Origin of the sequence: Phenylobacterium koreense (genome assembly GCF_040545335.1) — a bacterium.
Taxonomy (GTDB): Bacteria; Pseudomonadota; Alphaproteobacteria; order Caulobacterales; family Caulobacteraceae; genus Phenylobacterium; species Phenylobacterium koreense.
Genome location: NZ_JBEPLU010000001.1, coordinates 2,108,304 through 2,132,832, shown reverse-complemented (window position 1 = coordinate 2,132,832; position 24,529 = coordinate 2,108,304). Strand labels below are relative to the sequence as shown.

Genomic DNA, 24,529 nt, shown 5'->3' with positions numbered 1-24,529 from the left:
TGCGTCGTTCGGCCGTTTCCCGCGTTCAAGCTTCACCTGCACAGGGAAGCTGCATGAGCATCGCCGTCGAACCGCCATCGAGATTCAGGGCCGAACCCCGCACCGCCAACCGCCTGTTGGCCGCCGTTTCGGCGGTTGATTTCGAGCGCATCAAGGACCGGCTGGAATTCGTTCCGCTGGTGCGTGGGCAAGTGCTGTTCGAACCGGGCGACGACGTGACGGTCACCTACTTCCCGGCCCACCGCACAATGGTGTCGATGCTGGTCGTCACCCGGGACGGCCACGAGATCGAGGCCGCGACCATCGGCCGGGAAGGCGCGGTCGGTGGCATCGTCAGCGCCGGCGACAAGCCCGCCTTCGGCCGGGCCGTGGTGCGCACCGCCGGCTCGGCCTTCGCCATGCCGACGGTGGCGCTGGAAACGGCCAAGTGCGCTTCGCCGACCTTCGGCGAGCTCTTCTCCCGCTATGCCGACACCCTGATCGCCCAGATGATGCAGTCCATCGCCTGCAACGCCCTGCATTCGGTGGAGGAACGCTGCGGCCGTTGGCTGCTGGCCGCGCACGACCGGGCCGGCGAGCAGATCATCCAGCTGACCCAGGAAGCCCTGGCCGAAATGCTGGGCGTGCAGCGGACGACGGTGACGGCGGTGATCCGGGACCTCGAGGCGCAGGGCGCGGTGCGCCGCCAGCGCGGCGCCGTCGCGATCATCGATCGGCAGGCGCTGGAACGGCTGTCCTGCGAGTGCTACCGCGCGGTCGAGGACCACTTCGCGACCATGCTGCCGGAAGTGGTCCTCTAACCGCCTACTGGCGCTTCACGACCTCGCCGCCCTTCATCACGAAGACCGGCTTCTGCAGCACGGTGACGTCGGACAGCGGGTCGCCCTGCACGCCCACCAGATCGCCATAGGCGCCGACCGTGACGCGGCCGACGTCCTTGGCCTGGTCCAGGGCCTGCGCGGCGTTGACCGTGGCGGCCTGGATCGCCTGGAGCGGGGTGGCCCCGTAACGCACCATCACCGCGAACTGCTTGGCGTTGTCGCCGTGCGGATAGACCCCGGCGTCGGTCGAGTAGATCTGCTTCACGCCGGCCTTCAGGCTCTTCCTGAAGTTCTCGCGCTGGATCTCGCCGATGTCGCGGTCCTTCTGGAGGTTCTCCTCCAGCACGCCGTTCTTCTTGCCCTCGGCCTGGGTGTAGTCGGTGTTGTAGATGTCGAAGCCGAAATAGGTCCCGTGCTGTACGGCCAGGCGGATGCCCTCGTCGTCCACCAGGCTGGCGTGCTCGATGGTGTCGATCCCCGCCAGGATGGCGGCCTTGATGCCCGGCGCGCCGTGCGCGTGGGCGGCGACCTTCATGCCGGCCATGTGCGCCTCGTCGGCCACCACCTTCATCTCGTCCAGGGTCATCTGCTGGGCGCCGGGCGCGTCGCCGCGCGAGAACACCCCGCCGGTGGCGCAGATCTTGATCACCTGCGCGCCGTACTTGCGCAGGGTGCGGACCGAACGGCGGGCCTCGTCGGGGCTGTCGGCGTTATAGGGCGCCTTCTGGTCCATGGACGGCGGGAAGAAGGTTTCGTCACAGTGGCCGCCGGTGGCGCCGAACGAATAGGCCGCCGTGACGATGCGCGGGCCAGGGATATAGCCGTTGTCGATCGCCTCGCGCAGGCCAACGTCGCCATAGAAGGCCGAGCCGACGTTGCGCACGGTGGTGAAGCCGGCCTCCAAGGTGTCCTTGGCATGGCGCGTCCCGATCGCCGTCCAGAAGGCGTCGGAGAACTGATAGGCGTTGTAGCCGCCATAGATCGGCGAGGACGTCAGGTGCACGTGCATGTCGATCAGGCCGGGCAGCAGGGTGACGCCGGGCAGGTCGACCTGCTGGGCGCCGGCGGGGATCGCATCCCCCTGCTTGCCGACCGAGACGATGCGGCCGTCGGTGATCACCACCAGCGGCCGTTCGACCTGCTTGCCGGTGGCCACGTCCACCAGGCGGTCAGCGCTGACGGCGACGGTCGCGGCCTGGGCCTGCACGGCCATTGATGACGCCGCCAGTGCGGCGACGAGCGATACGAAACGCAATGGAATTTCCCCCAAGAGAGCTTGGCTGGACGCTACCTACGTCCATGCGTCGCGTCGAGGCGGTGACAGGGGCTTTCGGGTCCGCTATCGGAGCGGCCAACAAGGGTGCGACAGCCGAAGACGGCGGCCGGCCACGGCGTCCCTCGCACCCGTCCCCAGGAGGTTTTGCCGCCGTGACCGACGACGCCGAAGAACAGGGCTGGGCCACCGCCAAGACCCTCGCCGAGGCCCTGCCCTATATCCAGATCTACGACCGCGAGGTCGTGACCATCAAATACGGCGGTCACGCCATGGGCGAAGAGAGCGTCGCTCGCCTGTTCGCTGCCGACGCTGTGCTGCTGAAGATGCTGGGCGTCCACCCGGTCGTGGTCCATGGCGGCGGCCCGCAGATTTCCCGCATGCTGGACAAGGCCGGCGTCAAGTCGACCTTCATCGACGGCCTGCGCGTCACCGACGAGGCGACCATGGAAGTGGCCGAGATGGTGCTCTCGGGCGCCATCAACAAGGAAATCGCCAACTGGATCACCCTGGCGGGCTCGGAGGCCGATGTCCGCGGCGTGGGCCTGTCGGGCAAGGACGCCCGGCTGATCACGGTCGAGAAGGCCGTGCGCACCCGCAAGGACCCCGACAGCCAGATCGAGCAGGTGGTCGACCTGGGCTTCGTGGGCGAACCCACCGCTATCGATCCCAAGCTGATCGAGGCCCTGATCTACGCCGACCAGGACTACATCCCGGTGGTGGCGCCGATCGGCGTCTCGGAAGAGGGCGAGACCTACAACATCAACGCCGACACCGTGGCCGGCGCCTTGGCCGGCGCGCTGAACGCCAAGCGCATGCTGCTGCTGACCGACGTCCGCGGCGTGCTGGACGCCAATGGCGAGCTGATCCGCCAGATGACCATCGCCGAGGCCCGCGAGGCGATCGCCTCGGGCGTCGCCACCGGCGGCATGATCCCGAAGCTTGAGACCGCCATCGCCGCCGTGGAGGCCGGCGTCGAGGCCGTGGTCATCCTGGATGGCCGTCGGCCGCACGCCATGCTGACCGAGCTCTTCACCGAGCACGGCTCGGGCACGCTCATCCGCGCATGAGGCCGGACCTCTCGCACATCGACACCTGGCTCTTCGACCTGGACAACACCCTCTACCCCGAGGAGTCCGGGTTCATGCGCGAGGTCGAAGGGCGGATGACCGAGTTCGTGATGAAGGTCACCGGCCTTGCGCGAGAGGAAGCCTACGCCCTTCAGAAGAAGTACCTGGCCGAGCATGGCCTGACCCTGAAGGGCCTGATGCTGCATCACGGCGTCGATCCGGCCGAGTTCCACGCCCTGTTCCACGACCTCTCGCTGGAGGTGCTGGCCAAGGACGCCGAGATGCTGGCGGCGCTCTCCCGCCTGCCGGGACGGCGCTTCATCTTCACCAACGCCGACGACAAGCACGCCGAGCGGGTCCTCGGCCATCTCGGCCTGAGGGGGCTGTTCGACGACGTCTTCCACATCGGCTCGTTCGGCTATGCGGCCAAGCCCGACCCGCTGGGCTTCCAGCGGATGATCGACGCCCACGGCTTCGACCCGGCCGCCGTCTCGTTCTTCGAGGACTCCGAACACAATCTGAAACCCGCCGCGGACCTGGGCATGACCACGATCCTGGTCGGCGGCAAGGCGCTGGCCTCCACTGCGCCCTTCGTCAATCACCGCACCGCAAAGCTTACGCCGTTCCTGATTACGGCGCGCCTGAAGGAAACCACCTGATGTCCGACGACCTGAAGTCCGTGATCGAAGCCGCCTGGGAAGCCCGCGACGGCGTCAACACCAGCACCAAGGGTCAGGTCCGCGAGGCCGTCGACGAGACCCTGAACCGTCTCGACGCCGGAACCCTGCGCGTCGCCTCGCGCGGCGAGGATGGCGTCTGGACCACCCACCAGTGGGCCAAGCAGGCGATCCTGCTGTCCTTCCGGCTGAACGCGAACGCCCTGATCGACGACGGCGCGCCGCATCCCTACTGGGACAAGATCCCGCTGAAGTTCACCGGCTGGGACGCCGCCCGCTTCGAGGCCGCCGGCTTCCGCGCCGTCCCCGGCTGCGTCGTCCGCCGCGGCGCCTTCATCGGCAAGGGCGTGATCATGACCCCCTCCTTCATGAACATCGGCGCCTATGTGGACGAGGGCACGATGGTCGACACCTGGGCCACGGTCGGCTCCTGCGCCCAGATCGGCAAGAATGTCCACCTCTCGGGCGGCGTCGGCATCGGCGGCGTGCTGGAGCCCCTGCAGGCCAACCCGACGATCATCGAGGACAACTGCTTCATCGGCGCCCGTTCGGAAGTGGCCGAGGGCGTCGTGGTCCGCGAGGGCAGCGTGCTCTCCATGGGCACCTTCATCACCTCCACCACCCGCATCGTCGACCGCAAGACCGGCGAAGTGTTCCAGGGCGAAGTGCCGCCCTACTCGGTGATCATGCCCGGCTCGATGCCGAGCCCGTTCGGCGAAGGCCTCCCCTCGATCTACTGTGCGGTGATTGTAAAGCGCGTCGACGAGCGCACCCGCTCCAAGACCTCGATCAACGAACTGCTGCGGGACTGAACCCCATCGGGATCTAGCGAAGTGATTCGCTAAGCCCCTGTCCCAGAACGATGATTCGCCGGTCCCGAGCCCAGCTCGGGGCCGGCGTTTCTCGTTTTGAACCAAAGATCCACCGAACATCGGTAAACAATCCACAGGATTGTAAAGTTCGAATCAGGTCGAGAGGCCGTTAACCATAGCATTCGCTTCTCGGTGAATCCGGGCAAAGCTACCTTCTCTCAAGAGGCGAGAATCACAAAACGGCCCGATAGAAAGCATCCTGTAGATCTCACACTTATCCACAGGGCTACGTTGCTTTTCACGGACCTGGGTGAGAACTCAAATCGAGCCGAGTTAACCTTAACAAAGGTCCGAGCGATGAACCCTGGGCTTTCCCTGGCCGCCGTGACGGCCGCGAACGATCAGGACTTCGGCCCAGACGGCCGCGAGTTGACGCAAGGCTATCTTGAGCAGAACACCATGCGGTTCCTGTACCGCTGGGGCGCGCAGCTTTCCTCGACCCTGGTGGGACTGCGCACCCGCTTCGACGGCGACCTCGACCAGTGCCTGCTCTATCTGGTGTTCCTGCTGGCGGAGATTTCCGAGAGCCTGCCGCGGGGGCCGCGCCCGCCGCCGACCTTCCGACGCCGCCGGGGCCTCAACGCCCTGAGCCTGGCCGACATCACCCAGATTCCCCGTGAGACCACTCGCCGCAAGCTGCTGGCCCTGGTCGAGCGCGGCTACCTGATCCGCGAGCCAGACGGCCTCTTCGCGCTGGGCCAGGCCTACAGCACCGAGCAATTCTTCGACGAACTCAAGCCGCTGTTCTGGGACGCCGTGCGCGCCGAGCGCTAAGTCCGGTTGCCGAGCGCGGCTTGCCCGGCTACCAGCCTGGGCATGCTCGATGCCGTCGCCCTCACCCAGGAACTCATCCGCCGCCCCTCGGTCACGCCGGCCGACGAAGGCGCCATGGACCTGGTCCAGCGCACCCTGGAAGCGCTCGGCTTCTCCTGCCGCCGGATGAAATTCGGCGAGATCGAAAACCTCTACGCCCGCTACGGCGCGACGAGCCCCAACCTCTGCTTCGCCGGCCACACCGACGTGGTGCCGGTCGGCGACGCTGCCGCCTGGAGCCGTGAGGCCTTCGCCGCCGAAATCGTCGACGGCGTGCTGATCGGACGCGGCGCGGTCGACATGAAGAGCGCCGTCGCCGCCTTCGCCGCAGCCTCCGCCAAGGCCATCGCCGCCGGCCAGGTGAAGGGCTCGCTGTCCTTCCTGATCACCGGCGACGAGGAGGGCATGGCCACCCACGGCACCAAGATGGTGGTCGAGGCCCTGAAAGCCGAGGGCGAGATCATCGACCACTGCGTGGTGGGCGAACCCTCCAGCGCCGAGACCTTCGGCGACATGATCAAGATCGGCCGCCGCGGCTCGATCAATGTCTGGCTGACCGTCGACGGCCGGCAGGGCCACGTCGCCTATCCGCAACGGGCGGCCAATCCGATCCCGGTGCTGATCGACCTGCTCGCGACCTTGCAGAACCATGTGCTCGACGAGGGCTACACCGGCTTCCAGCCCTCGAACCTCGAGGTCACCACTGTCGATGTCGGTAATGGCGCGACCAACGTCATCCCGGCCCAGGCCAAGGCGCGTCTGAACATCCGCTTCAACCCGGCACACAAGGGCGCCGACCTCGCCGCCTGGATCGAGGCCGAGGCGGCCAAGGCCCGGGAGGGTTTCCCCGGGACCATCACCGTCGAGCCGGTGATCAGCGGCGAAGCCTTCCTCACCGAGCCGGGCGAGTTCACCGACGTCGTCGTCGGGGCGCTCAAGGACGTCTCCGGGGTTTCGCCGGAGCTTTCCACCAGCGGCGGCACCTCCGACGCCCGTTTCATCCGCGACCTTTGCCCGGTCGTGGAACTCGGCCTGGTCGGCAAGACCATGCACGCCGTCGACGAGCGCGCGCCCGTGCAGGAAATCCGCGACCTGCAGCGCGTCTACGAGCGCTTGATCGAACGTTATTACGCAACCTTCACTTGAAGCGCGCAGGGCCGGCCACCACCGTGCCGGCATGTTTCTCAAGCCCCTCGCCCTGAACTCGCTGGCGGCGTTCGCCCTGGCCGCCCTGGCGCCGAGCGTGACCCAGGCGGCCACCCCCTCCCTCGCCTGCCACATCGGCGCCTACCGGCTTTCCGACGGCGTCCCGGTGGTCATCTCGTCCTCGGGCGAGGACGCCCTTCGCTACCGCTTCCTCGACGGCCGTTCGGGCCGGCTCTTTCCTGCCGCCGACGGCAGCTTCGAATCCGGACCGGGGTGGAGCAGCCGTACGCCCGTCCAGCTCCGCGTCCGCTTCGGCGACTGCAAGGCCGGAACCATCCGCCTGGATGCCCGCGAAGGCCACCGGATCGTCCAGCCCGTGACCCCGATCCGCTTCCACAGCGGCACGGAAGAGCTCTACGGCGAACTGCACCTGCCCGAAGGCGGCAAACCGAAGGCCATCGTCGTGCTGCAGTACGGGTCCGGCCGCGAGTCCGCCGTGGCCAACAACTTCGTGCAGCATCTCCTGCCGCTGAAGGGCATCGGGGTCTTCGTCTTCGACAAGCGCGGCACTGGCCGCTCGACCGGCGGCTATACCGCCGACTTCAAGGTGCTCGCCGCCGACATGAGCGCCGCGCTCCAGGCGATCCGCGCGCGCCCTGAGGCGGCGCGGACGCCGATCGGCCTGATGGGAGAAAGCCAGGGCGGCTGGGTCGCGCCCCTCGCAGCCGAACTGAGCCCGGTGGACTTCGTCGTCGTCAGCTACGGCCTGGCCATCGCGCCGTCGGAAGAAGACCACCAGGAGATGTTGCAGGTGCTGAAGGCCAATGGCTTTGGCCCCGACGCCGTCGCCAAGGCGGAGGCCATCCAGAAGGTCACCAGCCAGGTGTTCGATTCAGGCTTCGTCCACGGCCTCGACGAACTGGAGCGGCTCAAGGCGCTCTATGGCGGCGAGCCCTGGTTCAAGGCCGGCCTCGGCGGCGACTACACCGGTCCCCTGACCGCCACGCCAGCCGACCAACTCGGGCCAGTCCGGGAAGCGCTCAACTTCGCCATCGACCTGAACTATGACCCGGCGCCGACCTTGCGGGCGACTGGCGACACCCCTTCGCTCTGGGTGCTTGCTGGCCTGGACACCGAGGCGCCCAGCGCCACCAGCCTGGAGATCCTGCGGCGGCTGCAGGCCGAAGGCGCGCTCATCGACATCGCCGTCTTTCCCAATGCCGATCACGGAATCATCGAGGTGGCCGATCCGAAGTCAGGCGATCTGGCCGGAACCCACGCCCCTGGATACTTCGACCTGCTGAGCGACTGGATCGTCCATCGGCGGCTGGATCAGCCATTCGGCGAGGCGGTCAACTATCCCCGTACTTCACGCCGGTGAGATAGAGCCCGTCCGCCGGCGCGACCGGGCCGCAGGCCTTGCGGTCGCGAGCCTCCAGGGCGGCGCGGACGTCATCGGCGCTCCAGCGGCCGATCCCGACCTCGGCCAGGGTTCCGGTCATCGACCGCACCTGCCGGTGCAGGAACGAGCGCGACGCGAACTCCAGCAGCACGTACTCCCCTTCCCGCCAGGCCCGCGCGAGATCCATGGTCTTCATCGGCGACTTGGCCTGGCACTGCATGTGCCGGAAGGTCGTGAAGTCGTGGTGGCCGACCAGCACCTGGGCGGCCTGGTGCATGGCCTCGGCGTCGAGCGGCTTTTTCACGTGCCAGACGCGGCCGCGGTCCAGGGCCGGAGGGCTCTTGCGGTTGAGGATACGGTAGATGTAGCGCCGCTCGGTGGCCGAGAACCGGGCGTGCCAATCCCCCTGCGCGACCTGCACGTCCAGCACCGAGATCGGCTCGGGGACGAGGTGCGCGTTGATGGCGTCGCGCACCACCTCCGGCCGCCACTCCCGCTCCAGGTCGATATGGATCACCTGGCCCGTCGCGTGGACGCCGGTGTCGGTGCGCCCGGCGGCCTGCAGGCGCAGGGTCTCGCCGCTGAAGCCCTTCACCGCGCGTTCGATGGAGGACTGCACCGACGGCAGGTCGTCCTGGGCCTGGAAACCCTTGTAGGGACGGCCGTCGTACTCGATGGTCAGGCGGTAGCGCGGCATCAGGCGAGTGCGGTCCCGGCCGCCACGGGCGATCCGCGCAGGAAGACGTCGGCGTCCTGCGGTCCCTTGCCCTCGCGCTGCACCCGCAGCAGCCGCACCGCGCCCTCGCCGCAGGCCACCAGCAGGCCGTCGTCGAGCACCTGGCCCGGCGCGCCGTCGCCGTCCTCGAGCCGCGAAAGCAGCGCCTTGACCCGCACCGGGCCCTTGGCCGTCGTCAGTTCGAACCAGGCGCCGGGAAAGGGCGAGAGCCCGCGGATCTTGCGGTCGATCTCCTCGGCCGTCCGATCCCAGCGGATGCGCGCCTCCTTGGGGCGGATCTTCTTGGCGTAGGTCTCGCCCTCGGACGCCTGCGGTGTGGCGCGGACGCCGCTCGTCTCGACCTCGGCCATGGTGCGGGCGAGCAGCGCCGCGCCGACCTGGGCCAGCCGGTCGTGCAGGGTTCCCGCGGTCTCCAGCGTGTCGATGCGGACGGTTTCGGAGGCCAGCACCGGCCCTTCGTCCAGCCCCTCGGTCATCTGCATGACCTCGACGCCGGTGACCTTGTCCCCCGCCATGATCGCCCGCTGGATCGGCGCCGCGCCACGCCAGCGGGGCAGCAGCGAGGCGTGAAGGTTGAAGCAGCCCAGCCGGGGCGCATCCAGCACCGCGGCCGGCAGGATCTGGCCGAAGGCGACCACGACCCCGGCGTCGAGATTCAGGGCCGCGAAGGCCTCGATCTCTTCGGGCGCGCGCATGGAGACCGGCGTCCTCACCGGAATGCCTCGTTCTTCGGCATAGGCGTGGACCGGCGACGGCTTCAGGGCCTGGCCGCGGCCGCGCGGCGCCGGCGGCTGCGAATAGACGCAGGCGATCTCGTGCCCGGCGGCCACCAAGGCGTCCAGGGCGGCGACGGCGAAGTCCGGGGTTCCAAGAAAAGCAATGCGCATCAGCCGTGCATGTAGCGATGTCAGAGGATTTTAGGAACCTTCGCGCAAGCTTCGCCGTTCCATCAGGCATTCGGGAAGGGAGATATCCATCCATGCGTAGACTTATGATCGCCGCCGCCCTCGTGTCGGGCCTCGCCCTCGCCGCCTGTTCGCAGGCGACCCAGGACAGCGCCAAGGCTACCGCCGATCAGGCCGCCGCCGACGCCAAGGCCGCCGCGGACACCGCCGCCGCCGAAGCCCAGCAGGCGACGGGCACGATGGCCGCCGACGCCGAGGCCGCCGCCGCCGACGCCAAGGCTGCGGCCAAGGACGCCGCCTCCGAGGCCAAGGACGCGGCCGACAAGGCGAAGGTCGCCGCCGACAAGGCTGCAGCCGAGGCCAAGGCCGCCGTCCACGAAGCGACGGCGCCGGAAAAGAAGTAGGAATTTCCTGAGAGGGGCGACGGCGCGGCCGCTCGCCCCTTTTGCGCTTAGGCCGCGCGGGCCTGCTTCTTCACCTTGGCGACCGCGCGATCGCGCTTCAGGCGCGACAAATGGTCGATGAAGAGCACGCCTTCCAGGTGATCCATCTCGTGCTGGATGCAGACGGCGAACAGCCCCTCGGCGTCCTCGATCACCTCTTCACCCTGATAGTTCAGGTACTTCAGCTTCACCTGGGCCGGCCGCTCGACCTCGTCGTAGACCTCGGGGACCGACAGGCAGCCTTCCTCGTAGGGCGCGGTGTCTTCCGAGCTCCAGAGGATCTCCGGGTTCACGAAATAGCGCGGGGCCTTCTCCTCGTCCGGACCGGCCAGGTCCATGACGATGACGCGCTTGGCCACGCCGATCTGGATCGCCGCCAGGCCGATGCCAGGGGCGTCGTACATGGTCTCCAGCATATCATCCATGAGCGCGCGCAGCTCGTCATCGACCCTGTCGACAGGCTGCGAGACCTGCTTCAGGACGGGGTTCGGAACGACGAGAATTTCACGGATAGCCATGAGAACGCAGGTAGGTCAGCGTACCTGTGTCGTCAAGGCGGCCAGACGCCCCGGTTCGGCGGCCTCGCCGTCGCTCGCCAGCTTGGCGAGCGGCCGCACCCCGGTCTCCACCGGAGCGAGTTCGGCGAGGGCCTTTCCCTCGTGGTCGACCTTGAGATCCTCGAAGCGGCGGGCCTGGGTCATGACCTGGCTCTCGAGCGATCCGACGAAGGCGTTGTACTTGCCGACCGCCTGCTCCAGCGCCTTGCCGACCGAGGCGGCGTGGCCGCCCATGACCGATAGCCGCTTGTAGAGCTCGCGCCCCAGCTTCGAGATCTCCTGGGCGTTGGCGGCCTGCTCCTCGACCCGCCAGCCGTAGACCACGGCCTTGCAGAGGGCGAACAGGGTGGTCGGCGTAACGACCAGCACGCGGCGGTCCATGGCCTCGCTCATCAGCTCCGGGAGCCGCTCTAGCGCCGCCGCCAGGAAGCTGTCGCCGGGAATGAACATCGCCACGAAGTCGGGCGAGCCCTGGTCGAACTGATCCCAATACGCCTTGGCCGAGAGGCCCTGCATGTGCGTGCGGACGCTCTGGGCGTGCCGCATATAGGCCGCCTCGCGCGCAGCCTCGTCGGCCGCGTCCTGGGCCTCGAGGAAGGCGTTGAGCGAGCACTTGGCGTCGATGACGAAGACCGCCCCGCCCGGCAGGCGCACGGTCACGTCGGGACGGCGACGCCCCTCTTCGCTGTCGGTGGAGGTTTGCTCGTCGAAGTCGTAGCGATTGTGAAGCCCCGCGGCTTCAAGCACGTTGCGCAGGGTCTGCTCGCCCCAGCGCCCCTGCACCCCCGCGCCGCGGCGGAGCGCCGCGGACAGCTTGCGCGCCTCGGCCTGGGTCGCGGTCGAGGCCTGCAGAAGCTGGCTGATCTGTTCCTTGAGCCCGCCAGTTTCCTCGGCGCGGGTCTTTTCGACCGCCACCACCTGTTCCTGGAACTTGGCGAGGGTCTCGGCCACGGGCTTGAGCTGGGCCTCCAGCCGCGCCTGCGCCAGTTGCTCTCTATTATGGAAGGTCTCGTCGGCGCGCTTCATCACCTGCTCGGCGATAGCGGCGGCGGCCTGGCTCTGGAGGAAGGCGGCGTTCTTCGCCTCCTGCTCCTCCATCACCCGCAGGCGGGCGGCGGCGTCCTGCAACTCCAGGGCCCGCGCCTCGGCGCGGTTGGCGCGCCCCCGCTCCATGAAGGCCCAGGCAAGCGCGGGGATGGCGGCGAGCAGAGCCGCAAGCAGGGCGAGCAGAACAGCGTCCAGGTTCATGCTCCGTTCTTATAGAGGGAGTCGTGGCGCGCGGATAGGCCGCGTTGCGCCCGGCGACGAGCCGAAAAAAAAAGCCGGGCCCAAGCGGACCCGGCAGTTCATTAGGGAGGAAACGCCCAGGAAGGGCAGAAGCGTCAGCGACGCCTCACAGTTCGAACATATACTGTGCGACGCACAAAACAACAAGCGATTTCGCGCCCGAGTGTTCACATTTTCCGAGGGCTGCGAAAAATTGCGTTACAAATCAGTGAGATTTTGACCGCTGCGACGCCAATAGCTATTGCTGCATCGCACAATCGCCCCATATCGGCGTTCGGCGCCGCGGCGAGAAGGCGCTAGCTAAAACCCCTTCGCTCGCATACAAGCGCGCGCTCCCCCAAATAGGGCCTCCCGAAGCCAAATCAATGTCGCTCCGCAACATCGCCATCATCGCCCACGTCGACCACGGCAAGACTACGCTCGTGGACCAACTGCTCGCCCAGTCCGGCGTGTTCCGAGCCAATGAGGCCACGGTTGAACGCGCCATGGACTCCAATGACCAGGAGCGCGAGCGCGGGATCACTATCCTTGCCAAGTGCACCAGCGTCCTCTGGAACGGCAAGGCAGGGGAAACACGTATCAACATCATCGACACCCCCGGCCACGCCGACTTCGGCGGTGAGGTCGAGCGGATCCTCGGCATGGTGGACGGCTGCGTCCTCCTCGTGGACGCCGAAGAAGGTGTCATGCCGCAGACCAAGTTCGTGCTGGGCAAGGCGCTGAAGATGGGCCTGCGCCCGATCCTCTGCCTCAACAAGGTGGACCGCGCCCACGCCGATCCGGACCGGGTCCTGAACGACGCCTTCGACCTCTTCGCCGCCATGGGCGCGACGGACGAGCAGCTCGACTTCCCGCATATCTACGCCTCGGGCAAGAACGGCTGGGCGACCCTCGACCTTGCCCAGCCGAACGACAATTTAGGCCCGCTCTTCGACCTGATCGTCGACCACGTGCCCCCGCCCAAGGCCGAGGCGCGCAAGGACGAGCCGTTCCAGATGCTGTCCGTGCTGATCGAAAGCGACCCCTTCCTCGGTCGCCTGCTGACCGGCCGCATCGAGGCGGGCAAGGCCGTTCCGGGCCTGGCCATCAAGGCGCTGTCGCGCGACGGCAAGGAAATCGAGCGTGGCCGCATCACCAAGGTCCTGGCCTTCCGCGGCCTGAAGCGCCAGCCGATCGACGGGGGCGCCGAGGCGGGCGACATCGTCGCCATCGCCGGCCTCTCCAAGGCCACCGTGGCCGACACCCTCTGCGCCATGGAAGTGGTGGACGCGCTGCCGGCCCAGCCGATCGACCCGCCGACCATCTCCATGACCGTCTCGGTCAACGACAGCCCTCTGGCCGGCCGCGAAGGCGACAAGGTCCAGAGCCGCGTCATCGCCGCGCGCCTGCTGAAGGAAGCCGAATCCAATGTCGCTATCCGCGTCACCGAGACGTCCGAGAAGGACGCCTTCGAAGTGGCCGGCCGCGGCGAACTGCAGCTTGGCGTGCTGATCGAAGGCATGCGCCGCGAGGGCTTCGAGGTCTCGATCAGCCGTCCGCGTGTGGTGTTCCAGACCGATCCGGAAACCGGACAACGCCTGGAGCCGATCGAAGACGTGATGATCGACGTCGACGACGAGTTCACCGGCATCGTCATCGAAAAGCTGTCGGCCCGTAAGGCCGAGCTGAAGGACATGGGTCCGTCCGGCGCCGGCAAGACCCGGATCAGCCTGATGTCTCCCTCCCGCTCGCTGATCGGCTATCAGGGCGAGTTCCTGACCGACACCCGCGGCTCGGGCGTCCTGAACCGCGTGTTCAGCCACTACGAGCCTTACAAGGGCCCCATCGACGCCGGCCGCAAAGGCGTGCTGGTCTCCAATTCCGACGGTGAAACGGCGGCCTACGCCCTGTGGAATCTGGAAGAGCGCGGTGTCATGTTCGTCGGCGCCGGCGAAAAGACCTACCAGGGCATGATCATCGGCGAGAACAGCCGTTCCGACGACCTGGACGTCAACCCGATGAAGGCCAAGCAGCTCACCAACGTCCGCGCCTCCGGCAAGGACGAGGCGGTCCGCCTGACGCCCCCGCGCCGCATGACCCTCGAACAGGCCATCGCCTACATCGAGGAAGACGAGCTGGTTGAGGTCACGCCGAAATCTATCCGCCTGCGCAAGCAGGTCCTGAACCCCTCCTTCCGCAAGCGTCGCGTGAAGGAGGAGTAGTGGCCGACGGCGACGCAGTCCCCGAGACCCGCGGTGCCAGCCGCATCGCTGCCCGCGAGCGGGGCTTTCGCCTGCTCGCGGTCATCGTCACGGCCCTGTTTCTCGCCTTCGCCGCGCTCGGCGGCGCCTTCGTCTGGTACGATCGCGCCGCCGGAGCGTTGGTACACACCCACGAGGTCCGCGCCCAGGTCGACGGTTTGCGCCAGTCGCTCACCGAGGCGGAATCGGCCCAGCGCGCCTTCATACTGACCGGCGACTCCCAGTTCACCCGACGCCTGGACGCCGCGGGCGTCGAGGCCCGTGCGCGCATCGCCGCCCTCGAGACCGCCACTCGGAACAGTCCCAATCAGCAGCAGCGCCTCGATGACCTTCGCGGTCTGATGGAGACCCGGCTCGCCACCATCGAAGAGACCATCGCCGCCCGCCGGTCCGGCTCACCCGGCGCCGCGATCCAGATCATCATGCGCGGTGAAGGCGTGCAGGCCATGGACGAGGTCCGCCGCATCGCCCGCGACATCGAGCAGGAAGAGGCCCGGCTCCAGGAGGTTCGCGCCCGCCAGGTCGCCGCCGTCCGGGCGGTCATCATCGTCGCCCTGATCCTCTTCGCCCTGATCCTGACCCTGCTGTTCGTGAAGGCCCTGCGCGACATCAGCCTGGACCGCGAGGCCGAGGCCGACGCGGCCGAACGGCTCAGCCGCCTGCTCGCCGACCGCACCCTGCTGCTCGACGAGGTGAACCACCGGGTCAAGAACTCCCTGCAGCAGATCGCCAGCGTCGTGCGGCTGCAGTCGCGCTCGGTCGAGCACGCCGACGCCCGAGAGGCCCTGGACAAGACCCTCGATCGCATCATGGCCGTCGGCCGGGTCCACGAGCAGCTCTACCAGCCGGGCGAGACCGTGGGGCGCTTCCATGCAGGCCACTACGCCGAGAGCCTGGCCCGCGACCTGGTCGACTCCCTCGGCCGCGAGGACATCGCGCTGGTCACGCGGATCGAGTCGATCGAGCTGGATCTCAAGCAGGCCGTGCCCCTGGCCCTTATCCTTAATGAATTGATCACCAACGCCTTGAAGTACGGCTGCCCGGCCGATAGGCCATCCACAATTCGGGTTGGGCTCGGAACCGACGGCGAGCGCTACCGTTTGAGTGTCGCAGACGATGGCGATGGTCTGCCCAAGGACTTCTCGCCGACAGTGAAGCGGGGGCTGGGAATGCGGGCGATCGAGGCGTTGGCGAAGCAGTTGGGCGGCCAATTCGAGATCGAACAAGCCAAGGTCGGGGCGTCCTTCGCCGTGATCTTCCCTAGGAGCTGAGCCGCGCCATGCGTATCATGGTGGTTGAAGACGACGCGCTGATCGCACTCGACATCGTCAGCCTGCTCGAGGACATGGGCCACGAGGTGGTGGCCGAGGCCGCCGACGCAGGGACCGCCTGGGCGCTGGCTTCGGACGGCAAGCCGGACCTCGCCCTGGTGGACATCCGCCTGGCTCGAAACGACGACGGCGGCGCTCTGGCCCGCAAGCTCTACGACCGCCTGGGCGTCCGCTCGCTCTTCGTCTCCGGCTCAATCACCGACGATTTCCGTCGCTCGGTGGCCGAGATCGAACCAGTAGGCTTCCTGGGCAAGCCGGTGACCCGCCGCACCCTCGACGCCGCGCTCAGCACCGTCCAGCATTAGCGGCTAAGACCCGCGGCGGCGGGTGTTGATGCTCACCACCACCGACATCCCCGGACGCAGGCGTTCGGCCTGCGCCTGGCCGGGCTCCAGTACGATCCTGATCGGCAGGCGCTGGACGACCTTGGTGAAATTGCCGGTGGCGTTGTCCGGCCGGATGACCGCGAACTCCGAGCCGGTCGCCGGCCCCATCCGCTCCACATGCCCCCGGAAGGTCACCCCCGGCAGGGCGTCGATGCGGATACGCGCAGGCTCGCCCACCCGCATCCCCTCCACCTGGGTCTCCTTGAAGTTGGCGATGATCCAGACGTCCTGCGAGACGAGCCCCATCAGTTGAGTGCCGGGCGCCACGTACTGGCCGACGCGCACCCCGACCTCGCCCACGTGACCGTCGGTCGGCGCGACGATCCTGGTGTTGGCGAGGTTGATCTCGGCCAGCCTCAGGGCCGCCTGAGCCCGCTCGACATTGGCCTCCAGCCCCGCTCGGCCCACGCCCACCGAGGTCAGGTCCTCCTGCGCCACCTTGCCCTGGGCCAGCGACTGGGCGACCGCGGCCTCCGCCTGCTGCACCGCCAGGCGCAGGCGATCGAGCTCGGTCGGCGCCAGCCAGCCCTGGCGCACCAGAGGGGCGGCGCGGTTGTAGTCCGCCTGCGCCTTGGCGAGAGCCGCCCGCGCGCTGCGCTCCTGGGCGCCGACCAGGCTGACATTGGCCTCGCCGCGCCTTTGCTGCTGCTCGGAATCGGCCAGGCTCGCCTTCTGGGCGGCGAGCTCGGCCTGCGCCTGGTCGACCGCCTGGCGATAGGTGCTCTCGTCGATCATCACCAGGGGCTGGCCGGCCTTCACCGCCATGAAGTCCCTGACCAGCACCTGCGTCACGTAGCCGTCGAGCTTGGGGCTGATGATCGTGACATAGCCGCGGACATAGGCGTTGTCGGTGCTCTGCTCGCCGGTGTCGAACGGCGGCAATCGCCAGGCGAACAGCACCATCAGCACCCCGCCGAGCGCCACGGCGATGATCGGTATCAGGGCCCTCGACCAGGTGCGGCGCGGCGGCGGGGGTTCGGTTTCGCTCAACTTGAGGCGGCCTCGGCGGGTTGAAGGGCGGCCGCTCTGCGCAGGCGCATGTCTTCGCGTATGCGCAGGGCCAGCAGGTAGAAGAAGACCAGCAGCGAAAGCGCCGCGATCACGCGGAAGACGTCGGCATAGGCCAGCACCGTGGACTCGCGCGTCACGACCTGGTTGAGCAGGGCCAGGCCCTCTGCCTGCCGCAGGGCCGGATCGGTCAGCACCGCATGATAGGTCCCGGCGTACTGGCTGACCCTGGCGGCCACCTGCGGATTGGACATCACCAGGTGCTCGGCGATGGCCTTCGCGTGCGCCGTCTGCCGAACCATCATCAGCGTCCCGAGAAAGGCCGAGCCGGCCAGGGCGCCCAGGCTCTGGCCCGCCCCGAAGATCACCGCGAAGGAGATGATGAACTCCTGCCCCTGCCTCATGGCCCTGGAGAACCCCGCCAGCATGGCCGCCGGCAGGAAGAGCGCGCTGGCGAAGGCGATCAAGCCCTGGCTCAGGTACATCTGCTCGGGCCGCGTCAGACTGGTGACGTGGCTGTCGTAGAAGGCCGCCCCGGCGATCAGCAGCAGGGCGATCAGGGCCGGGGTCGACACCCGGTCAGGATTGATGGTCACCGCCACCCCGATGACGCCGGCCAGCGTCGCCCAGAACATCACCCAGGACAGGCCCCGCATCTGGTCGTTGTTGACGCCCATGGCCTGCAGGAAGCCGAATGCGCCCACGCCCTGCTCTGAGAGCACGATGCGGAACAGGAGGATGATCACCACCAGCCGCACCATGTCCGCGCTGGAAAGCCACCGGACGTGCAGCATGGGCCGGGAGCGATGCAGCTCCCACACGATCGCCGCCGCCAGCAGGACTATGGCCAGCGCGAGCGACCAGCCGATCCACGGCGCGTTGAACCACCAGACGAACCGCCCCTGCGACAGCACGGCGCAAAGCAGCGCGATCCCCGGCGCGAACAGGATGAAGGTCAGGGCGTCCCAGGCCTGGAACATCTTCACCCGCGGGACCGGCGGCACACGCACCAGGTTGACCGCCGCCAGGCAGAGGAGCGCCAGACCGATCTCGAACAGGTAAAGGCCATGCCACTGGCTGAGCTGCAGCAGGTCCGAGGAAATCAGCCGCGACAGCGGCGCGGCGAGCTGGCTCCAGCCAACCCCCAGCGCGATCCCCATGGTCCGCCGCTCGGGAGCCACGGCGTTGATCATGTAGAGCATGGCCAGGGTGGAGAGCGCCGTCGACGCGACGCCCGAGGCCGCACGCACCGCGATCGCCGAGCGCAGGTCGTTGGTGAAGAGGTGCGCCAGCCCGACCAGGATGAAGAGGCCAAGGCCCAGGTCGCCGAACAGGCGCAGTCCGAACTGGAAGCGGAACTTGATCGCCAGCAGGCCGATGGTGGCGTTGGTCGCGGTGTAGGCGGTGGAAAGCCAGGCCGCCTCGTTCGAATAGGCGCCCAGCGAGCCCTGGATCCAGGGCAGATTGTTGTTGATGAGATTGAAGCCCAGGCCCTGGGTCAGTCCGAGCAGCAGCGAGACGCCGGCGAAGGCGAGGGAGCGGCCAACGCTTGGCGACTGCGGCTGCGGTCCGCCCATCCCCTCGCCTCCCCTCCCAGCTAGAGCATGCGCTCCATCCAGACGTCACAACGCGCATAGTCGGTCGGAGGTCGCATCTCCGGCGCCAGATCGACGAACCCCATGGCCCGATAGAGCCCCAGGGCGGGCGCCAGGCTCGAATTGGTCTCCAGATAGAGCCGCGGCGCGCCGGCCGCCTTCGCCGCATCGATGCAGACCTGCATCAACCGGCGGCCGAGGCCCGTTCCCCTGGCCGCCTCGGAGACCGTCATCTTGGCCACCTCGAATCCGTCGTCGGCCATGGGGATCAGCGCCACGCAACCGACCACCTGACCCGCCTCGTCCTCGACCATGAAGATCTGGCCGCCCTTGTCGATGATCTTCCCGACCGGATCGTCGAGCACCGCCCGATCCTTGGGTTCGATCGCGAAGTGTTTGGAAATCCAGGCTTCGTTCAGGTCTCGCCAGGCCGTTGCATGGCGCGGTTCGAAGGGGGTGATCAGCATGGAGCAGGTATCCTCCCGCCGGCTGTGCTAGGCAAGCGACCATGGCCAATCCGATCTTCGCAAGCCTGCCCACCACCATCTTCGAGGAGATGTCGGGCCTGGCCCGCGACCTCGGGGCGGTCAATCTCGGCCAGGGCTTTCCGGACGATCCCGGCCCCGCGCACATCCGCGCCAAGGCGGCCGATGCGGTCCTGAACGGCTACAACCAGTATCCGCCCATGGCCGGCCTCCCCGAACTGCGCCAGGCGGTCGCCGCCCACTACGCCCGCACCCAGGGCCTCGACCTTGACTGGCGCTCCGAAGTCACCGTCACCTCCGGCGCGACCGAGGCCCTCGCAGCAGCCTTCCTCGGCCTCATCCAGCCCGGCGACGAGGTGGTGGTCTTCCAGCCGCTCTACGACGCCTACCTGCCGCTGATCCGCCGGGCCGGCGGCGTCCCGCGCCTCGTCACCCTGGCCCCGCCCCGCTGGCGTTTCGACCGGGCCATGCTGGAGGCGACGTTCGGACCGAAGACCCGCTTCGTGGTGCTCAACAATCCGATCAATCCGGCCGGGGCGGTCCTGCCGCGCGAAGACCTGGAACTGCTTGCCGAGTTCTGTATCGCCCATGACGCCGTCGCCATCTGCGACGAGGTCTGGGAGCAGGTCGTGTTCGACGGGGCGACGCACGTCCCGCTCATCGCCCTGCCGGGCATGCGCCAGCGCACGGTCAAGATCGGCTCGGCCGGCAAGATGTTCGGCCTCACCGGCTGGAAGGTCGGCTTCCTCTGCGCCGCGCCCGAGCTGACCCGAACCCTCGCCCGCACCCACCAGTTCCTGACCTTCACCACCCCGCCCAACCTGCAGGCGGCCGTAGCCTTCGGCCTGGACGACAGCGGCGACTGGTTCGAGGCCATGCTCGCAGCCCTTCAGCGTTCGCGCGACCGCCTGGCCGAAGGCCTTGCGCGCGAGGGCTTCGTCACCCTGCCCGCTCAGGGGACCTATTTCCTGAATATCGACCTGGCCGCCTCCGGCGTCGCCGAGGACGATCGCAGCTTTGCGCTGCGGGCGGTCAGGGAGGCCGGCGTCGCCACTATCCCGGTCTCGGCCCTCTACGAGCAGGACCACGTCACCACGATCCTGCGCCTGTGCCTGGCCAAAAAGGACGAGACCCTGGACAAGGGGGTGATCCGCCTCGCCAGGGCCCGTGACTCGTCGGTCGGAAGCTAGCCGATCAGCAGGTCGAACCGCCGTCGACCACGATCGACTGGCCGGTCATCCAGGAGCCGGCCTTGGAGGCCAGGAACACCGCCGCGCCGGCGATGTCGTCCGGCTCGCCCAGGCGACGCAGCGGATTGCTCGCGCTGGAGCGCTTCTCGGCTTCCGGGGTGTCCCACAGCGCCTTGGCGAAGTCGGTCTTCACCAGGCCCGGCGCGATGCAGTTGACGCGGATGTTGTCCGGGCCGAGCTCGACCGCCAGGTTCCGCGCGAGCTGGAAGTCGGCCGCCTTGGAGATGTTGTAGGCGCCGATGCCGGTCGAGCCGCGCAGGCCGCCGATCGACGAGATGATGATCACCGCGCCTTCCTTGCGCTCGCGCATCTGCGGGGCGGCCATCTGGATCAGCCAGTTGTTGGCGATGATGTTGTTGTCGAGGATCTTGCGGAACTGATCGTCGTTGATCTTCGCCATCGGCCCGAAGAACGGGTTGGTGGCGGCGTTGCAGACCACGATGTCGATCTTGCCGAAGGCCTTGGTGGTGTCGTCCACCAGGCGCTGCAGGTCTTCCTTCGAGGAGATCGAGGCCGGGATGGCGATGGCCGCGCCCGGATGCTTCTCGTTGATGGCCGCGGCCACCTCTTCGCAGGGCCCGGCCTTGCGCGAGGAGATGACGACCTTGGCGCCGTGTTCGGCCATGCGCTCTGCAATGGCCTTGCCGATGCCGCGCGAAGACCCGGTGATGACGGCGACCTTCCCGGTCAGGTCGAACAGTTCGCCCATGGCGCTCCCTCTAAACATACGTTTGATTTTGAATGGCCGTCATTTGCGGCGCCGGGCGACGCTGGGTCAAGCGCTGCGGTCGGCTACCGGCAAGCCCGGTACGGCCCCGAATCCAGATGCAGGTGAGTGGCGTGCGCGGCGTTATAGTCGGGGCTGAGCGTCACCCGGAACCATCGGCAAGCGCTGTCGCGCGCCGCCCGCAGGAACAACCCCTCAGGTCCCTCGCCGTGGAAATCGTCGAGGATCCGCAGGCGGCGGCCGTCGGACATGCGGAAGCCGCCCACGTCGAGGGCGTTGGCGAAGGCGTGCTCGCTGCGCGGCGTGTCCTCGCGCCCATAGAGATTGCGGCAGGCATAGGTCCCCACGTGCTCGACCCTGGTCACCTGCGCCCCCAGCAGCGCCCGCGCCGCCGGTTGCAGGCCGTGCCGGTCCCAGAACGCATAGGCCAGAGCCTGGCGGCAGGTCATCACCGGCCCGGCGGGCGCCAGCGGCGTCACCCCGCCGCGCAGCCGGACCGCGTCGAGCTGCCAGCAGCGCCCCTCGATGACCGGCGGGCTCTCGTCGAAGCGCACCCCGCCGTCGCGCAGGATAAGCCGGCAGGCGACCGGGCTCTTCGCCGCCCGCGCGAACTTGTAGTCGGTCGCCAGGCCCGGGACCTGGGCCAGTCGCAAGGGCTTCCAAGGCAGGTCCTGGGGCGGCGCGGCCAGGTCCGCCCACCAGACGAGCGCCGCCCCGACCAGCATCAGGTGCGCCAGGCTCGCCCAGGCCGCGCCCGCCCAAACCCATCCCCGGCCGGGCCTGAGCCACTTCATGAGCCCGGGCTTTCCCTGTCCCGCCTCATCGACCTATGGTCGAGCAAGCGCCAGGAGGGGACGCATGAAGATCATCGGCAGGATTGCGCTGGCTCTGCTCGCGCTGGTTTTGCTCCTCGCGGCCGTCGTGGTGGTCAGGACCCTGACCTACAAGCCCAAGGCCGGGGCCGATCTTTCCCAGGTGAAGCTGGCCGCGCCGATCGCCATCGACAACGCCAGGGCCGCCCAGCATCTCTCGCAGGCCATCGGCTTCCGGACCATCAGCCACCAGGACAAGGCCGAGGATCAGGCGCCAGAGTGGGAAAGGCTCCACGCCTGGCTGCAGGCGACCTATCCCGCCGCCCACGCCGCCATGACCCGCGAGGTCGTCGCCGGCCGGACCCTCGTCTACACCTGGCCCGGTTCCGACCCGAAGCTCGCCCCGATCGTGCTGATGGCCCACCAGGACGTGGTCCCGGTCACCGCGGGAACCGAGGGCGCCTGGAAGCATCCGCCCTTCGAGGGCGTCATCGCCGACGGCGCGGTCTGGGGCCGCGGCGCCATCGACGACAAGGGTTCGCTCGTCACCCTCTTCGAGGGCGTGGAAGCGCTGGCGACCCAGGGCTTCAAGCCGCGCCGCACGGTCATCATCGTCTCCGGCCATGACGAGGAGGCCGGCGGCTCCGGCGCCCAGGCGGCCGCGGCCCTGCTCAAGTCCCGCGGGACCAAGGCGCAGTTCGTGCTCGACGAGGGCCTGGCGATCATTTCGGACAACCCGATCACCGGCGGGCAGGCGGCGTTGATCGGCGTCGCCGAGAAGGGCTACGCCACCCTCATGGTCACGGCTGAGGCTGTCGGCGGCCACTCTTCGGCTCCTCCTGCGGATTCGGGCGGGGTGCTGACTCTCGCCAAGGCAGTGACGCGCATCGCGCAGGCCCAGTTCCCGATGAAGCTCGACGGGCCGGGAGGCGCGATGATGGAAACCCTGGCCCCCGAGGGCCCCTTCGCCATCCGCATGGCCATGTCCAACCGCTGGCTGCTCGAGCCCCTGATCATCCGTCAGGCCGCCGCCACGCCGCCTGGCGCGGCCCTGCTGCACACCACCATCGCCCCCACTATGCTGAGAGGCAGCCCCAAGGAGAACGTCCTGCCGCAGGACGCGACCGCCTGGATCAACTACCGCATCGCCCCAGGCGACAGCTCGCAGACGGTCCTCGACCGCGCCCGGGCCGCCGCCCGCGACCTGCCGGTCAAGTTCGCCTGGAGCCGGCCGCCCAACGAACCCTCGCCGGTGTCCTCCACCACCTCGGAGGCTTGGAAGACCATCGCCGCCCTGGCCCGAGACACCGCCAAGGCGCCCGTCGCGCCCGCCCTGGTGACCGCCGGCACCGACAGCCGCTACCTGGTCGACGTGGCCAGCGACACCTATCGCTTCCAGCCGATGGTCTTCTCCATGGAGACCATCAAGATGATCCACGGCACGAACGAACACATGACGCTGGAAAACCTCGACCGGGCGGTGCAGTTCTACGCCCGCCTGATCGTGACGGCGGCTGGTTGACCCAGCCGCTTCGCCGCATCGACATCAACCAGGAATGGCGGCACATGCAGCCGCCGAAACTCCGCCGGACCCTGCCTGAATGCTGAATTGGATCTACGTCGCCCTTGGCGAGGCCTGGGGGCCGCTGCGCCTCTTCAACTCGTTCTTCTTCCTCTCGGCGATCGGGTTCGCAAGTTGCGCCCTGGCCACTTGGATTCTGCTGCCGCGCCTGTGGTCGATCCTGCCCAGGGACCAGGGCCGGGCCTTCGCGGTGAACGCCGAAATGAGCGTCGGGAAGCCGGTGAGCGCCGGCCTGATCTTCGTGACGATCTTCTGCATCGCCTCGCTGGTCTTCGTGCCCTTCACCGCAAGGCCGCTGCTGACCGTGCCGCTGGTGATGGCGGCGCTGCTGGTCGGCTATCTCGACGATCGCCGCGGCGGCTTCACCGAATACCAACTCGCCGTGATGGACGCCGCCATCGCGCTCGGCGCGGCCCTGGTCATCTACGGCTTGCAGCCGGTGACCATCTGGCTGCCGGGCTGGAAGGACGCCGTCGCCCTCGCGCCCTGGATCGCCATTCCGGTCGCCGCCGGCGTCATCTGGCTCTCGATCAACGCCACCAACTGCTCGGACGGCGTGGATGGGGTCTCCGGCAGCCTCAGCGGCACGGCGATCATGATCCTCGGCGGTCTGCTTTATGCTGTGATCGGCAACGAGGTCGTCGCCCAGCACCTGCACATCCCGGTCAACCGCGAAGGGGCGAGCTGGGCGATCATGGCCTTCCTGATGGTCGGCTGCATCGCCGGCTACCTCTGGTACAACGCCCCGCCCAGCCAGGTGCTGATGGGCGACGCCGGCTCGCGCCCCATCGGCCTCTTGATCGGCATGCTGGTCGTGGCCACCAACAACCCGCTGTTCCTGCTGCTGATCGGCTCGGTCCTGCTGCTGAACGGCGCCACCGGCCTCTTGAAGGTCGCGCTCAAGCGCTTCTTCGGCCTGCAGGTGCTCGCCAAGGTGCGTTTCCCGCTGCACGACCACTGCCGCAAGGAATTGGGCTGGTCCAACAGCCAGGTCCTGGTCCGCTTCATGCTGCTTCACCTGGGCGTTTCGGCCCTGCTGGTGATCCTGGCGCTGAAAGTCCGGTGAAACGCGCGGCGGGACTTGCGAAGCGCGCCCGCGCATCGCACGTTC

Annotated in this window: 24 protein-coding genes; 14 read left to right on the top strand and 10 right to left on the bottom strand. The window is 68.1% G+C overall.

Features of this window, described 5'->3' with window-relative positions:
• Positions 1-53 precede the first annotated feature (53 nt).
• Entirely contained in the window at positions 54-800 is a 747-nt protein-coding gene (locus ABID41_RS10695) for a Crp/Fnr family transcriptional regulator (RefSeq protein WP_354297578.1), read from the top strand.
• Positions 801-804: 4 nt separating this feature from the next.
• Here the strand turns inward: ABID41_RS10695 and ABID41_RS10690 are convergent, their stop codons facing one another.
• The gene (locus ABID41_RS10690; RefSeq protein ID WP_354297741.1) at positions 805-2,034 is read right to left on the bottom strand and encodes a Xaa-Pro dipeptidase; all 1,230 of its coding nucleotides are present in this window, start codon (positions 2,032-2,034) and stop codon (positions 805-807) included.
• A 215-nt stretch (positions 2,035-2,249) separates the two neighbouring features.
• Between ABID41_RS10690 and argB the strand changes: the two genes are divergently transcribed.
• The 6 genes from argB (at position 2,250) to ABID41_RS10660 (ending at position 8,053) form a co-directional block, all read left to right on the top strand.
• Positions 2,250-3,164, top strand: coding sequence for an acetylglutamate kinase (argB, locus tag ABID41_RS10685; protein ID WP_354297577.1), 915 nt, complete (start codon positions 2,250-2,252; stop codon positions 3,162-3,164).
• Positions 3,161-3,823, top strand: a complete 663-nt coding sequence (locus tag ABID41_RS10680; protein ID WP_331928191.1) for a pyrimidine 5'-nucleotidase — start codon at positions 3,161-3,163, stop codon at positions 3,821-3,823. The genes argB and ABID41_RS10680 overlap by 4 nt, the downstream gene beginning before the upstream one ends.
• Positions 3,823-4,653 (top strand): 2,3,4,5-tetrahydropyridine-2,6-dicarboxylate N-succinyltransferase, encoded by an 831-nt coding sequence (dapD, locus tag ABID41_RS10675; protein WP_354297576.1) that lies wholly within the window; start codon positions 3,823-3,825, stop codon positions 4,651-4,653. The genes ABID41_RS10680 and dapD overlap by 1 nt, the downstream gene beginning before the upstream one ends.
• A gap of 357 nt (positions 4,654-5,010) precedes the next feature.
• Positions 5,011-5,487: a hypothetical protein gene (locus ABID41_RS10670; protein WP_354297575.1), complete on the top strand. Its 477-nt coding sequence runs from the start codon at positions 5,011-5,013 to the stop codon at positions 5,485-5,487.
• A gap of 42 nt (positions 5,488-5,529) precedes the next feature.
• Complete coding sequence (gene dapE / locus ABID41_RS10665) at positions 5,530-6,672, top strand: succinyl-diaminopimelate desuccinylase (protein WP_354297574.1); 1,143 nt, start codon at positions 5,530-5,532, stop codon at positions 6,670-6,672.
• A gap of 31 nt (positions 6,673-6,703) precedes the next feature.
• A complete protein-coding gene (locus ABID41_RS10660) occupies positions 6,704-8,053 on the top strand; it encodes an alpha/beta hydrolase (RefSeq protein ID WP_354297573.1) in 1,350 nt (449 codons plus the stop codon).
• Here the strand turns inward: ABID41_RS10660 and truA are convergent.
• Both truA and fmt read right to left on the bottom strand, forming a co-directional pair.
• Positions 8,025-8,771, bottom strand: a complete 747-nt coding sequence (truA, locus tag ABID41_RS10655) for a tRNA pseudouridine(38-40) synthase TruA (protein WP_331928201.1) — start codon at positions 8,769-8,771, stop codon at positions 8,025-8,027. The genes ABID41_RS10660 and truA overlap by 29 nt on opposite strands.
• On the bottom strand, positions 8,771-9,697 hold the full coding sequence (fmt, locus tag ABID41_RS10650) for a methionyl-tRNA formyltransferase (RefSeq protein ID WP_354297572.1): 927 nt from the start codon (positions 9,695-9,697) through the stop codon (positions 8,771-8,773). Before fmt ends, truA begins: the two co-directional genes overlap by 1 nt.
• Positions 9,698-9,789: 92 nt before the next feature.
• On the opposite strand from fmt, the gene ABID41_RS10645 reads away from it, so the two are divergent.
• Complete coding sequence (locus ABID41_RS10645) at positions 9,790-10,119, top strand: hypothetical protein (protein WP_354297571.1); 330 nt, start codon at positions 9,790-9,792, stop codon at positions 10,117-10,119.
• A gap of 47 nt (positions 10,120-10,166) precedes the next feature.
• Here ABID41_RS10645 and def read toward each other — a convergent pair whose 3' ends face one another.
• The gene (gene def / locus ABID41_RS10640; RefSeq protein ID WP_331932369.1) at positions 10,167-10,676 is read right to left on the bottom strand and encodes a peptide deformylase; all 510 of its coding nucleotides are present in this window, start codon (positions 10,674-10,676) and stop codon (positions 10,167-10,169) included.
• Between the two features lie 15 nt (positions 10,677-10,691).
• Positions 10,692-11,963, bottom strand: a complete 1,272-nt coding sequence (locus tag ABID41_RS10635; protein WP_354297570.1) for a DNA recombination protein RmuC — start codon at positions 11,961-11,963, stop codon at positions 10,692-10,694.
• A 404-nt stretch (positions 11,964-12,367) separates the two neighbouring features.
• Between ABID41_RS10635 and typA the strand changes: the two genes are divergently transcribed.
• The 3 genes from typA to ABID41_RS10620 are packed head-to-tail and all read left to right on the top strand — an operon-like array spanning position 12,368 to position 15,878.
• Entirely contained in the window at positions 12,368-14,203 is a 1,836-nt protein-coding gene (gene typA, locus ABID41_RS10630; RefSeq protein WP_331932367.1) for a translational GTPase TypA, read from the top strand.
• Positions 14,203-15,513, top strand: coding sequence for a sensor histidine kinase (locus tag ABID41_RS10625; RefSeq protein WP_354297569.1), 1,311 nt, complete (start codon positions 14,203-14,205; stop codon positions 15,511-15,513). The genes typA and ABID41_RS10625 overlap by 1 nt, the downstream gene beginning before the upstream one ends.
• An 8-nt stretch (positions 15,514-15,521) precedes the next feature.
• Positions 15,522-15,878 (top strand): response regulator, encoded by a 357-nt coding sequence (locus ABID41_RS10620; RefSeq protein WP_331932365.1) that lies wholly within the window; start codon positions 15,522-15,524, stop codon positions 15,876-15,878.
• Between the two features lie 3 nt (positions 15,879-15,881).
• Here ABID41_RS10620 and ABID41_RS10615 read toward each other — a convergent pair whose 3' ends face one another.
• Genes ABID41_RS10615 through ABID41_RS10605 form a run of 3 tightly spaced genes read right to left on the bottom strand, consistent with a single transcriptional unit; the run spans position 15,882 to position 19,029 of the window.
• Positions 15,882-16,949, bottom strand: coding sequence for an HlyD family secretion protein (locus tag ABID41_RS10615; protein ID WP_354297568.1), 1,068 nt, complete (start codon positions 16,947-16,949; stop codon positions 15,882-15,884).
• Positions 16,946-18,544, bottom strand: a complete 1,599-nt coding sequence (locus ABID41_RS10610; protein ID WP_354297567.1) for an MFS transporter — start codon at positions 18,542-18,544, stop codon at positions 16,946-16,948. The genes ABID41_RS10615 and ABID41_RS10610 overlap by 4 nt, the downstream gene beginning before the upstream one ends.
• Before the next feature lie 20 nt (positions 18,545-18,564).
• A complete protein-coding gene (locus tag ABID41_RS10605; protein WP_354297566.1) occupies positions 18,565-19,029 on the bottom strand; it encodes a GNAT family N-acetyltransferase in 465 nt (154 codons plus the stop codon).
• A 41-nt stretch (positions 19,030-19,070) separates the two neighbouring features.
• Between ABID41_RS10605 and ABID41_RS10600 the strand changes: the two genes are divergently transcribed.
• Positions 19,071-20,237 carry an aminotransferase gene (locus ABID41_RS10600; protein WP_354297565.1) on the top strand — a complete coding sequence of 389 codons (1,167 nt, stop codon included), beginning with the start codon at positions 19,071-19,073 and terminating at the stop codon, positions 20,235-20,237.
• A 4-nt stretch (positions 20,238-20,241) separates the two neighbouring features.
• Here the strand turns inward: ABID41_RS10600 and ABID41_RS10595 are convergent, their stop codons facing one another.
• A complete protein-coding gene (locus ABID41_RS10595) occupies positions 20,242-21,006 on the bottom strand; it encodes an SDR family oxidoreductase (protein ID WP_331932360.1) in 765 nt (254 codons plus the stop codon).
• A gap of 83 nt (positions 21,007-21,089) precedes the next feature.
• Positions 21,090-21,818: an extensin-like domain-containing protein gene (locus tag ABID41_RS10590; protein WP_354297564.1), complete on the bottom strand. Its 729-nt coding sequence runs from the start codon at positions 21,816-21,818 to the stop codon at positions 21,090-21,092.
• A gap of 64 nt (positions 21,819-21,882) precedes the next feature.
• Between ABID41_RS10590 and ABID41_RS10585 the strand changes: the two genes are divergently transcribed.
• Both ABID41_RS10585 and ABID41_RS10580 read left to right on the top strand, forming a co-directional pair.
• A complete protein-coding gene (locus ABID41_RS10585) occupies positions 21,883-23,358 on the top strand; it encodes a M20 family peptidase (RefSeq protein WP_354297563.1) in 1,476 nt (491 codons plus the stop codon).
• Between the two features lie 79 nt (positions 23,359-23,437).
• A complete protein-coding gene (locus ABID41_RS10580) occupies positions 23,438-24,484 on the top strand; it encodes an MraY family glycosyltransferase (protein ID WP_354297562.1) in 1,047 nt (348 codons plus the stop codon).
• Positions 24,485-24,529: the final 45 nt, after the last annotated feature.

What these genes read in the sequence shown, in the direction of transcription:
- ABID41_RS10595 (WP_331932360.1), bottom strand. Translation starts at nt 21,006, where the DNA reads ATGGGCGAACTGTTCGACCTGACCGGGAAGGTCGCCGTCATCACCGGG.
- ABID41_RS10670 (WP_354297575.1), top strand. Translation starts at nt 5,011, where the DNA reads ATGAACCCTGGGCTTTCCCTGGCCGCCGTGACGGCCGCGAACGATCAG.
- ABID41_RS10610 (WP_354297567.1), bottom strand. Translation starts at nt 18,544, where the DNA reads ATGGGCGGACCGCAGCCGCAGTCGCCAAGCGTTGGCCGCTCCCTCGCC.
- truA (WP_331928201.1), bottom strand. Translation starts at nt 8,771, where the DNA reads ATGCCGCGCTACCGCCTGACCATCGAGTACGACGGCCGTCCCTACAAG.
- fmt (WP_354297572.1), bottom strand. Translation starts at nt 9,697, where the DNA reads ATGCGCATTGCTTTTCTTGGAACCCCGGACTTCGCCGTCGCCGCCCTG.
- ABID41_RS10580 (WP_354297562.1), top strand. Translation starts at nt 23,438, where the DNA reads ATGCTGAATTGGATCTACGTCGCCCTTGGCGAGGCCTGGGGGCCGCTG.
- dapD (WP_354297576.1), top strand. Translation starts at nt 3,823, where the DNA reads ATGTCCGACGACCTGAAGTCCGTGATCGAAGCCGCCTGGGAAGCCCGC.
- ABID41_RS10590 (WP_354297564.1), bottom strand. Translation starts at nt 21,818, where the DNA reads ATGAAGTGGCTCAGGCCCGGCCGGGGATGGGTTTGGGCGGGCGCGGCC.
- ABID41_RS10635 (WP_354297570.1), bottom strand. Translation starts at nt 11,963, where the DNA reads ATGAACCTGGACGCTGTTCTGCTCGCCCTGCTTGCGGCTCTGCTCGCC.
- typA (WP_331932367.1), top strand. Translation starts at nt 12,368, where the DNA reads ATGTCGCTCCGCAACATCGCCATCATCGCCCACGTCGACCACGGCAAG.
- ABID41_RS10695 (WP_354297578.1), top strand. Translation starts at nt 54, where the DNA reads ATGAGCATCGCCGTCGAACCGCCATCGAGATTCAGGGCCGAACCCCGC.
- dapE (WP_354297574.1), top strand. Translation starts at nt 5,530, where the DNA reads ATGCTCGATGCCGTCGCCCTCACCCAGGAACTCATCCGCCGCCCCTCG.
- def (WP_331932369.1), bottom strand. Translation starts at nt 10,676, where the DNA reads ATGGCTATCCGTGAAATTCTCGTCGTTCCGAACCCCGTCCTGAAGCAG.
- ABID41_RS10620 (WP_331932365.1), top strand. Translation starts at nt 15,522, where the DNA reads ATGCGTATCATGGTGGTTGAAGACGACGCGCTGATCGCACTCGACATC.
- ABID41_RS10660 (WP_354297573.1), top strand. Translation starts at nt 6,704, where the DNA reads ATGTTTCTCAAGCCCCTCGCCCTGAACTCGCTGGCGGCGTTCGCCCTG.
- ABID41_RS10605 (WP_354297566.1), bottom strand. Translation starts at nt 19,029, where the DNA reads ATGCTGATCACCCCCTTCGAACCGCGCCATGCAACGGCCTGGCGAGAC.
- ABID41_RS10680 (WP_331928191.1), top strand. Translation starts at nt 3,161, where the DNA reads ATGAGGCCGGACCTCTCGCACATCGACACCTGGCTCTTCGACCTGGAC.
- ABID41_RS10585 (WP_354297563.1), top strand. Translation starts at nt 21,883, where the DNA reads ATGAAGATCATCGGCAGGATTGCGCTGGCTCTGCTCGCGCTGGTTTTG.
- ABID41_RS10690 (WP_354297741.1), bottom strand. Translation starts at nt 2,034, where the DNA reads ATGGCCGTGCAGGCCCAGGCCGCGACCGTCGCCGTCAGCGCTGACCGC.
- ABID41_RS10645 (WP_354297571.1), top strand. Translation starts at nt 9,790, where the DNA reads ATGCGTAGACTTATGATCGCCGCCGCCCTCGTGTCGGGCCTCGCCCTC.
- ABID41_RS10600 (WP_354297565.1), top strand. Translation starts at nt 19,071, where the DNA reads ATGGCCAATCCGATCTTCGCAAGCCTGCCCACCACCATCTTCGAGGAG.